Here is a 15304-nt window from a genome sequence, read left to right as displayed (position 1 = left end):
GGGAGCGGCCGATGGGTAGCCCGGGTGCGCCGGCGCCGCCGCCGCGACGGCGACGGCTGGCTCTCGCCGTCGTCGTCGCGGCGTATGTCCTGTCCTTCTTCCAGCGTTTCGCGCCAGCCGGGATTGCCCAGGACCTCGTCGCCGCGTTCAACAGCACGGCGTCTTCACTGGGTGTCCTGGCGGCGACCTACTTCTATGTCTATACGGTCATGCAGGTGCCGACCGGGATCCTCGTCGATACCCTCGGGCCGCGCCTGATCCTGCTCCTCGGCGGGCTCGTCGGTGGCGCCGGCAGCCTGCTGTTCGGCCTTGCCGCCAGTTTCGACGTGGCGCTGCTGGGCCGGACGCTGATTGGGCTCGGCGTGTCGGTGACCTTCATCGCCATGCTCAAGATCATTGCCGTCTCTTTCGACGAGAGGCGCTTCGCCAGCCTCGTCGGCGTCGCCATGCTGATCGGCAACCTCGGCTCGGTGCTGGCCGGCGCGCCGTTGTCTTGGCTGGCGCAGATCACCGGCTGGCGTGGCGTTTTCGTCGGCCTGGCGGGGGTTTCGTTGTTGCTCGGACTGGCCTGCTGGTTCCTGCTGCGCGAAACGGCGGCTGGCCGTTCTGGCACACTGGCGCCGCGGCATGCCGAGCGTCCGCGGTTCGACCGCACGGTGGTCCTTTCCGGGTTGCTGCTGGTACTCAGGAACCGCGATACCTGGCCGGTCGTCTGCGTGAACTTCGGCATTTGCGGCAGCTTCTTTGCCTTCGCCGGCCTTTGGGCAACCCCGTTCCTGACACAGGCGCAGCAGCTGACGCGCAGCGTCGCGGCCAATCATGTCAGCCTCTACTTCGCCGGCTTTGCGCTGGGCTGCGTCGGCGTCGGCACGCTGTCGGACCGGATTGGCCGGCGCAAGCCGGTGTTGCTGGCCAGCAGCCACCTGTACGCGGCAATCTGGCTCGTCTGGCTGTCGGGAACCCTCATGCCGCTACCCATCAGTTACGCACTGTTCGCGCTGATGGGCCTCCTGACCGCCAGTTTCACCCTGACCTGGGCCTGTGCCAAGGAAGTCAATCCGCCACTGCTTTCGGGAATGTCCACCAGCGTCACCAACATGGGAGGCTTTCTCGCCGCTGCCATCCTGCAACCACTGGTCGGCTGGGTGATGGACCTGAGCTGGCAGGGCGGGCTGAACGACGCGGGTGCCCGGCTCTACAGCATGGCCGATTTCCAGGCCGGCGTGCTGCTGCTCGCCGCGACCGCGGGCTTGGGTGCGCTGGCATCCTGGCGAATCCGCGAAACCCACTGCCGCAACGTCTGGCAGCCGCCGGCCTGATCGACCGCTGCCGTCGGCGCCGCTGCCCTGTCGCTCAGCGCCTTTCGTAGACCAGGTCGACACGGCGCATGCCGCGCCGGCACGATTCGCTGTCGCATTTCTGCCTGCTGCTTTCCTCGCTGCCCCGTGGCAGGCGACGGATCTGGTTGCGTGGCACGCCAAGCGAGCGCAGCCGTTCGCTCACCGCTTCCGTTCGCCGGTCGGCGACGGCCAGATTGTAGGCCGGGCTGCCGAGGTTGTCGGTGTGACCGACGAGGACGACGACCAGTTGCGAGTCCTCCTTGAGTCGCTGGGCGTTCAGCCGCAGCACCTCGGCACCCTGGGCATCGATCGTCGCCTCGCCGGGAGCGAAGTAGACCGTTCGCGCAGCTTCGTCGTCGGCGAAGGGCAGCGGCTTTCCAGAGCCGGGTCGGCCGGTGGCGAGTGGCGCCCGCGCGGGCTTCTGCTGTCCCGCGCCGGCATTGGCCGAGTCCACCGCGATCGGCGGCTTGTCAGCGGTGGTACAGGCGGCCAGCAGAAGGGCGGCAGCCAGACCGAGGGGCAGGACGTGGCGTGGCAACGACATGGGCAATCCACCGACAGGCAGGACGAACGCACGGTCATACGACTGCCTTGCTCCGGCGGCGATCGCATTCGGCACCCAAGCCGCTCAGGCGGTTCTTGCGCCCGGCGTGTGCGATGCGTGCGCGGCGGCCATCTGACGGAGCTCCGGCAGGCAGGAGCCACAGAAGGTACCGCAGCCACGCTTTTCCTGCAAGGCCGCCAGGCTCGCGCCGCCGGTCAGCTCGGCAGTGATCTCGGCCGCCGTCACGTCGGCACAGCGGCAGACGACGCGGCTGCGCTGTGGCAGCTTTCCCGGCCGCTCACCGATCGGCGCCACTGCCCAGCGGACGAGTTCGGCGTCGAGTGAGTCATCGGCCATCACCTCCTTGAGCCAGCCGTGGGCGAGCGTTTCACCGGCGAGCCGGACGCCGACGAGGCGGCCGTCGGGAGCGATGGCCCGCTTGTTGACCTGTCGCTGCCGGTCGGCATAGACGATCGCCGCGTCATCGTCAGCGAGACCGAACAGCTGGTCGATCGCATGCAGGCGCTCTTCCGGCAGTGGCTGCCGGTGGGCTGCACGCAGGATGACCAGCGGTTGCCGGCGGCCGTACAGACCGACCGTAGCGAAATCGAACTCGTCGAGCAGCCGCCTGGCGGACGCGAGCAGCGCCGGTGTACCGGCTTCGCCGCCATCCGCCAGGCGCAGGACGACCAGCTGCCAGGGCAGCTCCGCCTTGTCGACCGCGACGGCGGTGTGCTTCAGTTCGGGCTGCTGCGAGAATGGGTCGCGGGCTGGCGTCGTCAACGCGTTGACGCCGGCGCTGTTCATGTAGCGACTGCCCCAGTGCATCGGCAACCACGCGCGCCCGCGGGGCATCCCTTCATCGGCGGCGACGCGAACGACGATGCTGCCGCGCGGGTTGCGCACGCTCGCCAGGTCGCCATCGCGCAGGTCGCGCTGGCGCAGATCGGCCGGGTGCATGGTCAACAGGGGCTCATCGTCGAGATTGAAGAGGCGGGCGACGGTTCCGGTGCGGCTCATGCCGTGCCACTGGTCGCGCAGGCGTCCGGAGAGCAGGCTGATCGGCAAGGAGTCGTCGGTGACTTCGGCGGTCGCGCGATGTTCGACGTGGACGAAACGGGCCCGACCGCTGGCGGTCGGAAAGACGCCGTCCTCGTACAGGCGCTGCCGGCCGCTGCTCGCGCCGGCCGGGAAAGGCCACTGTTGCGGACCGTGCGAGTCGAGCAGCGAATAGCTCAGGCCGCCGATGTCGAGGTCGCGGCCGATCGTACTCTGCCGATGCTCGGCGAAGATGTGCTCGGGGTGCTCATAGGGAAACAGATCGTCGCCGGATGGCTGCGCCAGTCGCCGGCCGAGGCGACGCGCGAAGTCGACGGCGATCCGCCAGTCATGACGGGCTTCGCCCGGAGGCGTCACGGCCGGCACGACGTGGGTGATCCGTCGTTCGGAGTTGGTGACCGTACCCTCCTTCTCGCCCCAGCTGGTTGCCGGCAGCAGGAGATCGGCAAAGGCGGCGGTATCGGTGTCCGCGTAAGCTTCCTGGAGGACGACGAAGTCGGCGGCATGCAGGGCAGCGCGCACCTCGGCCTGCGCCGGCAGCGACTGTGCCGGGTTGGTGCAGGCGATCCAGACCGCCTTGACCTCGCCGCTCCCGAGGGCGGCAAACAGCTCAATGGCGGTCTTCCCCGGTCGCTCGGGCACCGCTGGTATGCCCCACAGGAGGGCAACCTCCGCGCGGTGCACGGGGTTGCCGAGGTCGCGGTGCGCCGACAGCAGGTTGGCCAGTCCGCCGACCTCGCGGCCACCCATGGCGTTCGGCTGGCCGGTCAGCGAGAAGGGGCCGGCACCGGGGCGACCGATCTGTCCGGTCGCCAGATGAAGGTGGATCAGCGCCGCGTTGTTGTGCGTGCCGTGGGCCGATTGGTTGAGGCCCTGGCAGTAGAGCGAGAGGGCCGCTCCAGCGCTGCCGAACCAGCGTCCGGCCCGGACGATGTCGGCTTGCGGCAGACCGCAGATGCGGGCCACGACCTCCGGGGTGTAGGTTTCGACGGTCCTTTCCAGAGCGTCGAAACCTTCGGTGTGGCGGGCGATGTAGTCGCGGTTGACCAGTCCCTCGCTGAGCAGGACGTGCAGCAGGCCGTTGTAGAGCGCGATGTCGCTGCCCGGGGCCAGTGGCAGGTGGAGATCGGCGATGGCCGCGGTCTCGCTGCGCCGTGGATCGACGACGATGATGCGCAGCCCGGGATTGGCTGCGCGGGCATCCTCGATGCGCCGGAAGATGATTGGGTGGGCGATCGCCGGATTGGCGCCGGCGATCAGCAGGCAGTCGGCGAGTCCGATGTCGTCGTAGGAGCATGGTGGAGCGTCGGCACCGAGGGTCTGCTTGTAGCCCGCCACCGCCGACGACATGCAGAGACGCGAGTTCGTATCGACATTGTTGGTGCCGATCAACCCTTTCGCCAGCTTGTTGAAGACGTAGTAGTCCTCGGTCAGCAACTGACCCGAGATGTAGAAGGCGACACTGTCTGGCCCGTGCTCATCGATGATCGCGGCGAAGCGCTCGGCGGCGAAGTCGAGTGCCTCGTCCCAGCCGACGCGCTCGCGTGCGACGTCGCGCTGCCGCCGCAGCTGCGGATGCAGCAGACGATATTCCGGGCGGCTGCTCAGATGCAGCGTCGCGCCCTTGCTGCACAGGCGGCCGTGGTTGGCGGGATGCGCCGGGTCGCCGCGGACGCCGACGATCCTGCCGGCGTCGGTTTCGATCAGCAGGCCGCAGCCGACGCCGCAGTAACAACAGGTGGACCGGACGATGTCGTTCATGATTTTCACTCCCGGCTCTCCAAAGCAACACGCGTGCCATGACCAGCAGCGGGCGGTCGGGCCCACAAAAGCGTGCGCCGCCGATGTTGGCGCGCGCGTAGCAAGCCGTTGCGCGCACCAGTTGCTTGCGCGGTCACCCGTTTGTGCGCCGCAGTGGTGCGTCGCAGTCGCCGCTGCGCGGCGACATGGAGGCGGATGCGGTGGCAGACCGGGGTTGTGGGAGTACTGGCACGCTGCTTGCTAGGAGATGGGCATCACGGTTCTTTGACAGGAGCAAGAGACGAATGAGCAGGAAGAGACTCGTCATGGTCGGCAACGGCATGGCCGGCGTGCGTACGCTTGAGGAACTGCTGAAGCTGGCGCCCGACGAGTACGAGATCACCGTCTTCGGTGCCGAGCCACACCCCAACTACAACCGCATCCTGCTGTCGCCGGTGCTGGCCGGCGAGATGAGCATCCAGGACATCATCCTCAACGACCATGGCTGGTACGCGCAGCACGGCATCATGCTGCACCTCGGGAAGAAGGTCGAGCGGATCGATCGCCTGCGGCGGCGGGTGATCGCCGACGATGGCACCGCCGCGGACTACGACCGCCTGCTGTTGGCGACCGGTTCGAATCCCTTCATCCTGCCCATTCCCGGCAACGATCTGCCGGGGGTGGTCTCCTACCGCGACATCGCCGACACCGACGCGATGATCGATGCAGCACAGCGCCACCGCCATGCAGTGGTCATCGGCGGCGGCCTGCTCGGACTCGAGGCGGCGAACGGCCTCAGGCTGCGTGGCATGGACGTGACGGTGATCCATCTCGCCGACTGGCTGCTCGAACGGCAGCTCGACGAGACCGCCGGCAGGATGTTGCAGAGATCGCTCGAGGAGCGGGGCCTGAAGTTCCTGCTCGGCAAGCAGACCGAGATGCTGATCGCCGGTACGAGCGGTCGCGTCGCTGGCGTGCGGCTGAAGGACGGGCTGGAACTGCCCGCCGAGCTGGTGGTCATGGCCGTTGGCATCCGCCCGAACACGGCGCTTGCCGAGGCGGCCGGGATCCACTGCCAGCGGGGAATCGTCGTCAACGACACGATGCAGACCTACGATCCCAAGGTCTACGCCGTCGGCGAGTGTGTCGCGCACCGCGGCATCGCCTATGGGCTGGTGGCGCCGCTTTTCGAGCAGGGCAAGGTGGCGGCGAACCATCTGGCCAATTTCGGTATCGGACGCTACACCGGCTCGGTGACCTCGACCAAGCTCAAGGTGACCGGCATCGATCTCTTTTCGGCCGGCGATTTCCTTGGCGGCAAGGATACCGAGGAGATCACCCTCAACGATGCCGCCGGCGGCGTGTACAAGAAGCTGGTGATTCGCGACAACCGTCTGGTTGGCGGCGTCCTCTATGGTGATACGGCCGATGGCCCGTGGTATTTCCAGCTGCTGCGTGACAGCCAGGACATTCACGAGATCCGTGATCACCTGTTGTTTGGCCAGTCGCATGTCGGGGATGTCGGTCATCAGGGCCACAGCAAGGCGGCGGCGATGGCCGACAGCGCCGAGGTTTGCGGCTGCAACGGCGTCAGCAAGGGTGCGATCGTCAAGGCGATCAAGGAGAAGGGCCTGTTCAGCCTCGACGATGTCAAGCAGCACACCAAGGCGGCGTCGTCGTGTGGCTCCTGCGCCGGCCTCTGTGAGCAGATCCTGTCGGCGACGATCGGCGGCGCGTACACGCCAGCTGCCTCGAACCGCAAGCCGGTGTGCGGTTGTACCGATCATTCGCACCAGGAAGTGCGCGATACGATCCGGGCGCAACACCTCCTCAGCATCGACCGCGTCATGCGCTTTCTCGAGTGGCGGACCGAAGACGGCTGCGAGAAGTGCCGTCCGGCGCTCAACTACTACCTGATCTCGACCTGGCCCGGCGAGGCCCGGGACGACCCGCGTTCGCGTCTGATCAACGAACGTGCCCATGCCAACATCCAGAAGGACGGAACCTACTCGGTCGTGCCGCGGATGTGGGGCGGGCTGACCAACGCTGCCGAGTTGCGGCGTATCGCCGACGTCGCCGAGAAGTACCAGGTGCCGACGATCAAGCTGACCGGCGGGCAACGCATCGACCTGCTCGGCATTCGCAAGGAAGATCTGATCGGCGTCTGGCAGGATCTCGGCATGCCATCCGGGCACGCCTACGGCAAGTCGATCCGTACCGTCAAGACCTGCGTTGGCGCCGAACATTGCCGCTTCGGCACGCAACTGGCGATGGACATGGGCGTCAAGCTCGAGCGGATGCTCTTCGACATGTACTCGCCGCACAAGGTCAAGCTCGCCGTTTCGGGCTGTCCGCGCAACTGCGCCGAGGCGGGCATCAAGGATGTCGGGGTGATCGGCGTCGATTCCGGTTACGAGCTGTACGTGGGCGGCAACGGGGGCATCAAGACCGAGGTGGCACAGTTTCTCGTCAAGGTGAGGAGCGACGAGGAAGTCCTGGAGTATGCCGGCGCCTTCCTGCAACTGTACCGGGAGGAGGGGTTCTATCTCGAGCGGACCTGCCACTGGCTCGAGCGCGTCGGCCTCGAGCACGCCAGGAGCCGCGTCGTCGAAGACGAGGAGAACCGCAAGGCATTGCACGCCCGTCTGCTGGCCGAACTGCAGGATGCCCGGGACCCCTGGGCCGAGCGCGTCGCCGGCGTCGAACGCAACGAATACGAGGCGCTCATCGTTTGAACGCCTGTCTGACTGGAGAAGGAAAGAGCAATGGGTGAATGGAAATCGATCTGCATGCTGGAAGACATCCCGCGGCTGGGCAGCCGCGTCGTCCGTGCGACGGGCGGGGATATCGCCGTCTTCCGCACTTCGGCCAATGCGGTCTTCGCCCTGCGCGACCACTGCCCGCACAAGGGCGGGCCGTTGTCGCAGGGACTGGTACACGGCAATCAGGTGACCTGCCCGCTGCATGGCTGGAAACTGCGCCTCGACTCGGGCGAGGCGGTGCCTCCCGATGAAGGCTGTTCACGGCGCTACCCGGTGCGGGTCGAGAGCGGCACCGTCTTCCTGCAAATCTGACACGAAAGGAAACCCGGAATCATGAACACCCCGTTCTGGAAGGCCGGTCACCGACCGACGCTGCTGGCAGCCTTTCTCTACTTCGACCTCGCCTTCATGGTGTGGGTGATGCTCGGCCCGCTGGGGGTGCAGATCGCCAGGGATCTCGCTCTGACCCACGCGCAGAAGGGGATGATGGTCGCCACGCCCGTGCTGGCAGGTGCCATCCTGCGCATCTTCATGGGCATCCTGGTCGACCATCTGAAGCCGAAGATGGCCGGCGCCATCGGCCAGGCGGTCGTCATCGCCTCGCTGTTCTTCGCCTGGTACCTCGGTATCGACACTTACGAGCAGACGCTGATCCTCGGCATCTTCCTCGGCGTCGCTGGTGCGTCGTTCGCCGTGGCGTTGCCGCTCGCCTCGCGCTGGTATCCCCCCGAGCACCAGGGCACCGCGCTCGGGATCGCCGGTGCCGGCAATTCAGGTACGGCGCTGGCGGCGCTGATCGCGCCGAGTCTGGCGATGGCCTTTGGCTGGGGCAACGTCTTCGGACTGGCGTTGATCCCGCTCGTCCTGGTCTTCGCCTTCTATCTGGTCGCCGCCAGGGATGCGCCGGAGTGTCCGCCACCGAAGGCCTTGCCGGAATACCTCAAGGTGCTCAGGGACAGCGACGCATGGTGGTTCATGTTCTTCTATGCGGTGACCTTTGGCGGCTTCGTCGGTCTTGCTTCGTCGCTGACGATCTACTTCAACATCCAGTACGGGCTCGATGCCAAGACTGCGGGCTTCTTCACCGCCGCCTGCGTCTTCGCCGGTTCCCTGGTGCGACCGATCGGCGGCAACGTTGCCGATCGCATCGGCGGCATCAAGAGCCTGTCGGTGATGTACATCCTGGCCGCGATCTTCCTCGCCATCGCCAGTGTCGGCCTGCCGGCGGCGTGGATGGCCCTCGTTGCCTTCGTCGGCGCGATGCTCGCTCTCGGCATGGGCAATGGTGCCGTCTTCCAGCTCGTGCCGCAGCGCTTCCGCAAGGAAATCGGTGTCATGACCGGGCTCGTCGGCATGGCCGGCGGTGTCGGCGGCTTCTACCTGGCGTCGTCGCTGGGCTACGCGAAGCAGATCACCGGCAGCTACCAGATCGGCTTCCTGATCTTCGCCGGCCTTGCCCTGCTCGCGCTGGCCGGCCTGACGGCCGTCAAGACGCGCTGGCGGACGACCTGGGGGGCGGCGCACCTGACGGCAGCCCGCATCTGATCCCTTGCTTGAGTACCCGCGGGCGGCAGGTCAGAATGCGACCTGCCGCCGCATTTCCTTCCGGAGCCTGCCCGCATGCCGCTGCGCGTCGATGTCGGCTACTCGTCCCTGACCGGTCCGCGTGATCGCAACGAGGACTTCTGCGGCATGGTCACGCCGCAGGGGGCCGAACTCGAGAACAAGGGGCTGCTCGCAGCGGTAGCCGACGGTATTGGCGGTCATCAGGGAGGGCGCGAGGCGGCGGAGTACACGGTTCGCGGGCTGCTCTCGGACTACTACGCGACGCCAGACACGTGGAGCGTGGCGCACGCGCTCGACACGGTCGTCGCCGCGCTCAATCGCTGGGTGGTGGCCGAAGCGGCCCGCCAGGCCGAACTGTCGGGCATGGCGACGACGCTCACTGCACTCGTCCTGCGCGGGCGTCGCTACGTCTGTGCGCATGTCGGCGACAGTCGGCTCTATCTCCTGCGCGGCGGCGTCTGCAGCCGCCTGACCAGTGACCACGTCTGGGAACATCCGGAGCTCAGCAATGTGCTGTCGCGAGCGGTCGGCCTCGATCGGCACCTGCAACTCGATTTCTACGACGGCGAGCTGGCGGCCGGCGACTGCTTTCTTCTCTGTTCCGACGGCGTCTGGGTGCCGCTCGGCATGACGCGGCTGCAAGCCGCGCTGCTCGCCCATCCGGATGCCCAGCAGGCAGCGGCGTCCCTGACCAGTCTCGCCCTCGCCTGCGACGGCCATGACAACGCCAGCGCCATCGTGCTGCGGGTGAACGAGGTGCCGGCGGAGAACCTGCGCGATGCCCTGGCGGACAGCGTACGGTTGCCGCTGCCGCCGCGCCTGAAGCCGGACCAGGAACTGGACGGGCTGGTGATCGAAGAGCCGTTGCACGATTCGCGGGCGACGCTGCTGTACCGTGTGCGCGATCGCGTCTCCGGACAGCAATCGGTACTGAAGACGCTGCATCCGGAACTTGCCGACGACGCCGACGCGATGCGTGCGCTGATCATGGAGGAGTGGCGCGCCCGGCGGATCGTCTCACCCTTCTTTGCGCAGGTGGTACCGGCCGAGCGGCGAAGCTGCCTCTACTACCTGCAGACCTGGCATGAAGGCGCGACACTGCAGCGCATGCTTGATGCGGGTCTGCACTTCAGCGTCGGCGAAGCCGTGCAGCACGGAATCCGCTTGCTGAAGGGGATCGCGGCATTGCACCGGCTTGACGTGGCGCATCGGGACATCAAGCCGGCCAACATCCATCTCGGGCGTGACGGCCGCCTGCGCATCCTCGATCTCGGCGTCGCCCTGAGCGAGTCGGAGGAGGATGAGCCAGCCGGCAGTCCGGGAACGCCGAGCTACCGGGCGCCCGAACTCTTCGCCGGCGAGCGGGCCGGACCGGCGCACGATCTCTACGCGGTCGGCGTCACGCTCTATCATCTGCTCACGCGCAGGTATCCCTACGGCGAAATCGAGCCCTTTCAGCACCCGAAGTTCGCCATGCCGGTGGCGCCGACCCGCTATCGCCCGGATATCCCGGGCTGGCTCGAGAACGTGCTGCTGAAGGCGGTTGCCAGGGAAGCGGCGCATCGCTTCGAAACGCCGGAAGAGTTCCTCCTCGCCCTCGAGCGGGGTGCAACCCGACCTCTCCCGCGGCCGCCGATCACGCCGCTGGCGATGCGCAATCCGCTGTTGACCTGGCGTCTCGTTGCAGCGTTGTCGCTGCTGCTCAATCTGCTCCTGCTGATGCTGTTGACTCGCGGCTGAGTGCCTGCAGCCTCGTCGCGCGCCGCGACAGCGGCAGGGAGCTTGCGCCTGCCGCCAGCGGCACAAGGCCAGGCAGGCTGCTAGAATTCGGCCTTGTCCTTGCCCAGGCGCGATCATGCAGATCACCATCACCCGCCCTGACGACTGGCACCTTCACCTGCGCGATGGCGCGGCGATGGCGGCGGTGTTGCCGCACTCGGCACGGCAGTTTGCCCGCGCCATCGTCATGCCGAACCTGCGCCCGCCGATCACCACCGTAGCCGCTGCCGGCGCGTATCGCGCACGTATCCTCGCCGCCCTGCCGGCTGGTGTATCGTTCGAACCGCTGATGACGCTGTACCTGACCGACAGCATGTCGCCGCAGGAGGTCCGGCGTGCGGCTGGCAGCGGCTTCGTGCGGGCGGTGAAATTGTATCCGGCCGGGGCGACGACGAACTCGGACTCGGGAGTGACCGACATCGGCAGGTGCGCCGCTGTCCTAGCGGCGATGGAGGAGTGTGGCCTGCCTCTGCTCGTCCATGGTGAGGTGACCGACCCGGCCGTCGATGTCTTCGATCGCGAGAAGGTGTTCATCGAGCGTGTTCTGCAGCCCCTGTTACGGCGGCATGCCGGGATCCGGCTGGTCTTCGAGCACATCACCACCGGCGATGCTGCCGACTTCGTTCGTGCCTGCGGTGCCAACGTCGCGGCCACGATCACGGCGCACCACCTGCTCTACAACCGCAACGCGATCTTCGCCGGCGGCATCCGACCGCATCATTATTGCCTGCCGGTGCTCAAGCGGGAGCGGCACCGGCAGGCGCTGCTGCAGGCGGCCACCTCCGGCAACCCGAAGTTCTTTCTCGGGACCGATTCGGCGCCGCATTCGCGCGCGAGCAAGGAACACGCCTGCGGCTGTGCGGGTTGCTACACGGCGCCGGCTGCGCTCGAACTCTATGCCGAGGCCTTCGAGTCGATGGCGGCGCTCGATCGCCTGGAGGCCTTTGCCAGCTTCCACGGTGCCGATTTCTACCGCTTGCCGCGAAACGCCGGGCAGGTCACGCTGCAGCAGGAAGAGTGGCTGCTGCCTGCCGCCTTCGGCTATGCCGGCGGCGAGTCCCTGGTGCCGCTGCGTGCCGGCGAGTCGCTGCGCTGGCGGTTGCTCGACTGATGCCGGCGCCCGTCTGCCATTCCATCCCGCGGAGGTCGCCTGTGTTCTCGCGCAGATTGCTTCTCCTGTGGCTGCCGTTGCTGGCGGCCTGTTCGGATCAGCGTGCGGCTTTCGAGATCGATGGCTCGCGGCAGCACGCACTGACGCTGATCCGCGTCCAGACCCTGCCCTGGGACAAGACGGCAAGATACTCCGTCGTCGCGGCGCGCATGCCGGACTGCCAGCGGCGGCACGAGATCGGTGCCGGTGGCGCCGACATGCGCGTCGAGGTTTTCGCGCCCGGCAACGACGCCTGGATTCTCAAGCAGGGCAAACGCATGTACGTCGTCGAGACGCGCACCTGCGAGGGATTTGCCCGGCTTGAGGCGGAACCGGAGGGCGGCCTGGGGCCGCTGCAGGGAAGCTTCCAGATGCGCCAGGGTACCTTCGGCTGGATCGGGGAGCCGGTCGCACAGCCTGCACCTGCCGGCGCGACTGCCGGTCAGTGAGCGCGGCAGGGCTGCCGCCGGCGGGCGGCCTGTTCGCCGCTCTGCGGTCAGTCCTCAACCCGCTGCCGCTGACCCCCGACTCTGCTGCGCTGGCCGTTCCTGCCGCGGCGCGCGAGGTGCGCAATGCAGCCGGGCGGCGAATCGCCTTCGTGGCGCCGCCGCTCGACGACCTCGACTACGAGACGCGCATCTGGCTGACCGGCGAGGTCGCGACACGGCCGGACAACTGGCACGATTTCTTCAACGCCCTCGTCTGGCTTGCCTTTCCATTGACCAAGGCGGCGCTGAACGCACGCCACGTCGAGCTGCTTCGGCAGCAAGCGGGGCCGCGCTGTCGCGAGCGTGACGCGCTGACGCACTTCGACGAGTGTGGCGTGGTCGTCGTTTCGTGCAACCCGGAGCTGCTTGAGCTGGTGCGCGGCTTTCAATGGCGCAGGCTGTTCTGGGAACGCCGAAGTGAACTGTCGCGGGAGTTGCGCTGCCTGGTATTCGGGCACGCGACCTACGAGCAATTGCTGCGCCCGTTTCGTGGCCTGACGGCCAAGGCCGTTCTCCACCAGGTCAGTCCAGCCTGGCTCGAGCAGCCGCTGGCCACTCAACTTGCCGATGTCGACCGCCGCCTGGCGGCCGAATTCTCGGCTGGCCACCACCAGGCGGCGCGCGGCTGGCAACCGCTCCCGTTGCTTGGGTTGCCAGGGGTCACGCCGGCGAGCGAGCATGCCGCCTACTACGATGACGAGTGGCAGTTCCGGCCCGGTCGCCGCCGCTGCCCGGTATAATCGCGGCGGGAAGTCGGTCAGGCAGCCGCTGGGCAAGAGGTGCAAACCTGGCGCCGAGAGGAAAGTCCGGGCTCCACAGAGCACGATGCCGGTTAACGACCGGGCACCGCGAGGTGACGGAAAGTGCAACAGAAAGCAGACCGCCGATGTCCCGGTGCAGACCGGGGCAGGTAAGGGTGAAACGGTGAGGTAAGAGCTCACCGCGGACGTGGCAACACGGACGGCACGGCAAACCCCATCCGGAGCAAGGCCAAATAGGGAAGCATGGGCGTGGCTCGCGCTGCTTCCGGGTAGGCTGCTTGAGCGTGCTGGTGACAGTACGCCTAGATGAATGGCTGTCCACGACAGAACCCGGCTTATCGACCGACTTCCCACCCCGTCACCGCCGCCACCACAGTGACGGTCAGCGATCGCTGGCTGTCAGTCGCCTGTCCCCTCTGCCACAGTCGCTACCGGCGGCGTCCGGCACACATCGAGCATTCGCCGCGGCCGCAGTCGCGTGACCTTCACGCCACTTCTTCATAAAGCACTTTAAATAACGATCCTTAGCGATTGTTTTGCCGAGGTTATCGCTCCTTTTTCGACGGTTTCCGCTTGTCGCTGATAAGTGCTTGTCCAAATTGAGGAAAGTGGTGCATGACCCTTGCTTTGAGAGAATCTTTGCCTTAAAGTGGGGGCAAGTGGTGGAAAGTGGGAAGTTTGCCGTTCGAGCGGCCTGCGGGCAGGGAAAGAGTCAGTTTGATGTTTCAGGGTGCGGCAGCGTTGAGTCTTGATGTCAAGGGGAGGTTTGCCATTCCGGCACGCCACCGGGAGGCGCTCGCATCTGCCGCCAATGGCCGCCTGGTCCTCACCGCACATCCCCACCGCTGTCTGCTGCTCTATCCCGAGCCAGCCTGGGAACCGATCCGTGACAAGGTGCTGGCTGCTTCAAGCTTCAATCCGCAGTCTGCCGCGATCAAGCGGCTGCTGGTCGGTAACGCCCGCGAAGAGGAAATGGATGCGGCCGGGCGGCTACTGGTGGCTCCCGAGTTGCGTCATTTCGCGCAACTCGACAAGCAGATCTGGCTCGTTGGCCAGGGCAGCCATTTCGAGATCTGGTCGGATGCCGGCTGGCAGCAGCAGCAGGAGGCCGTCTTCGCATTGGGTGAGCAGTTCCTGCCTCCCGGCCTAGAAGATCTGGCGCTGTGAGCGCACCGCTGCAGCATCAGACCGTCCTGTTGCGGGAGGCGGTCGAGGCGCTGAGAATCCAGTCCGCAGGCAGATACATCGACGGCACTTTCGGCCGCGGTGGGCATTCGCTGGCGATCCTCGAACGGCTCGGGCCGGAGGGCCGCCTGCTGGCCATCGACCGCGATCCGCAGGCGGTAGCCGCTGCATCGGCGATCGGCGACCGGCGCTTGCTGGTTCGGCACCAGTGCTTTGGTGATCTCCTCGAAGCCCTGCGCCAGGAGGAGTTCGCAGTGGACGAAGGCGTCGACGGCGTTTTGCTCGACGTCGGCGTGTCCTCGCCGCAACTCGATCAGGGCGAGCGCGGTTTCAGTTTTCGCCACGACGCACCGCTGGACATGCGGATGGACACGACAGAGGGCGAAACGGCGGCACAGTGGCTCCTGCGGGCCAGCGTGCAGGAGATCACGGAGGTAATCAGGAGCTATGGTGAAGAACGGTTTGCTTTCCAGATTGCAAAGAAGATTGTGGCTGCTCGGGGAGAGCGGCCTCTTGCAACCACGGGGGAGCTCGCCGCGCTCGTACGCGCGACCGTGCGCACCCGTGAGCCCGGCCAGGATGCGGCGACGCGTACCTTTCAAGCTCTACGGATTCATATCAATCAAGAGCTCGAGCAGCTCGCGTTAGTCCTGCCGCAGGCGATGGCCGTCCTCAAGTGCGGCGGTCGTCTGGTGGTGATCAGCTTCCACTCGCTCGAAGACCGCATCGTCAAGCGTTTCATGCGTTCGCAGGCGGCGCCGGACGAGGCGCCGAAGAGACTGCCGCTGCGCGCCGCCGAGCTGCCGCAGCCGCGGCTGCGTCTGGTGGGCAAGCCGGTCCGGGCGAGCGCCGCCGAGGTGGCCAGCAATCCCCGCGCGCGCAGTGCCGTCATGCGGGTAGCGGAAAAGATTGCCTTGAAGGCCGCCTGAA

General features: G+C 66.8%; 12 protein-coding genes and 1 other RNA gene. 11 read left to right on the top strand and 2 right to left on the bottom strand.

Translation table 11 applies throughout. From position 1 onward, the window contains the following. Positions 1-11 precede the first annotated feature (11 nt). Positions 12-1319, top strand: a complete 1308-nt coding sequence (locus NFW30_RS01415; protein ID WP_295350214.1) for an MFS transporter — start codon at positions 12-14, stop codon at positions 1317-1319. Positions 1320-1353: 34 nt separating this feature from the next. On the opposite strand, the gene NFW30_RS01410 is transcribed toward NFW30_RS01415, so the two are convergent. Together NFW30_RS01410 and NFW30_RS01405 are read right to left on the bottom strand one after the other, a co-directional pair. Further along, the gene (locus tag NFW30_RS01410; RefSeq protein ID WP_295350211.1) at positions 1354-1884 is read right to left on the bottom strand and encodes an OmpA family protein; all 531 of its coding nucleotides are present in this window, start codon (positions 1882-1884) and stop codon (positions 1354-1356) included. 84 nt (positions 1885-1968) lie between these two features. Beyond that, entirely contained in the window at positions 1969-4704 is a 2736-nt protein-coding gene (locus tag NFW30_RS01405; RefSeq protein WP_295350332.1) for a nitrate reductase, read from the bottom strand. A 284-nt stretch (positions 4705-4988) separates the two neighbouring features. On the opposite strand from NFW30_RS01405, the gene nirB reads away from it, so the two are divergent. The 10 genes from nirB (at position 4989) to rsmH (ending at position 15303) form a co-directional block, all read left to right on the top strand. Then, a complete protein-coding gene (nirB, locus tag NFW30_RS01400) occupies positions 4989-7418 on the top strand; it encodes a nitrite reductase large subunit NirB (RefSeq protein WP_295350209.1) in 2430 nt (809 codons plus the stop codon). Positions 7419-7448: 30 nt separating this feature from the next. Beyond that, positions 7449-7757 (top strand): nitrite reductase small subunit NirD, encoded by a 309-nt coding sequence (gene nirD, locus NFW30_RS01395; RefSeq protein ID WP_295350206.1) that lies wholly within the window; start codon positions 7449-7451, stop codon positions 7755-7757. Between the two features lie 21 nt (positions 7758-7778). After that, entirely contained in the window at positions 7779-8990 is a 1212-nt protein-coding gene (locus NFW30_RS01390; RefSeq protein ID WP_295350204.1) for a nitrate/nitrite transporter, read from the top strand. A 75-nt stretch (positions 8991-9065) separates the two neighbouring features. Continuing rightward, entirely contained in the window at positions 9066-10751 is a 1686-nt protein-coding gene (locus tag NFW30_RS01385; RefSeq protein ID WP_295350201.1) for a bifunctional protein-serine/threonine kinase/phosphatase, read from the top strand. A 115-nt stretch (positions 10752-10866) separates the two neighbouring features. Beyond that, positions 10867-11901 (top strand): dihydroorotase, encoded by a 1035-nt coding sequence (pyrC, locus tag NFW30_RS01380; RefSeq protein WP_295350198.1) that lies wholly within the window; start codon positions 10867-10869, stop codon positions 11899-11901. A 41-nt stretch (positions 11902-11942) separates the two neighbouring features. Next, complete coding sequence (locus NFW30_RS01375) at positions 11943-12389, top strand: hypothetical protein (RefSeq protein ID WP_295350195.1); 447 nt, start codon at positions 11943-11945, stop codon at positions 12387-12389. Next, a complete protein-coding gene (locus NFW30_RS01370; RefSeq protein WP_295350192.1) occupies positions 12386-13168 on the top strand; it encodes a DUF3025 domain-containing protein in 783 nt (260 codons plus the stop codon). The genes NFW30_RS01375 and NFW30_RS01370 overlap by 4 nt, the downstream gene beginning before the upstream one ends. A gap of 9 nt (positions 13169-13177) precedes the next feature. Beyond that, an RNA gene (rnpB, locus tag NFW30_RS01365) (RNase P RNA component class A) lies at positions 13178-13543 on the top strand. 366 nt (positions 13544-13909) lie between these two features. Beyond that, entirely contained in the window at positions 13910-14356 is a 447-nt protein-coding gene (mraZ, locus tag NFW30_RS01360; protein ID WP_295350189.1) for a division/cell wall cluster transcriptional repressor MraZ, read from the top strand. Then, positions 14353-15303, top strand: a complete 951-nt coding sequence (rsmH, locus tag NFW30_RS01355) for a 16S rRNA (cytosine(1402)-N(4))-methyltransferase RsmH (RefSeq protein WP_295350186.1) — start codon at positions 14353-14355, stop codon at positions 15301-15303. Before mraZ ends, rsmH begins: the two co-directional genes overlap by 4 nt. Position 15304 lies beyond the last annotated feature (1 nt).

Source organism: Accumulibacter sp. (assembly GCF_023806635.1).
GTDB lineage: Bacteria > Pseudomonadota > Gammaproteobacteria > Burkholderiales > Rhodocyclaceae > Accumulibacter.
This window is presented reverse-complemented; position numbering and strand designations above follow the sequence as displayed.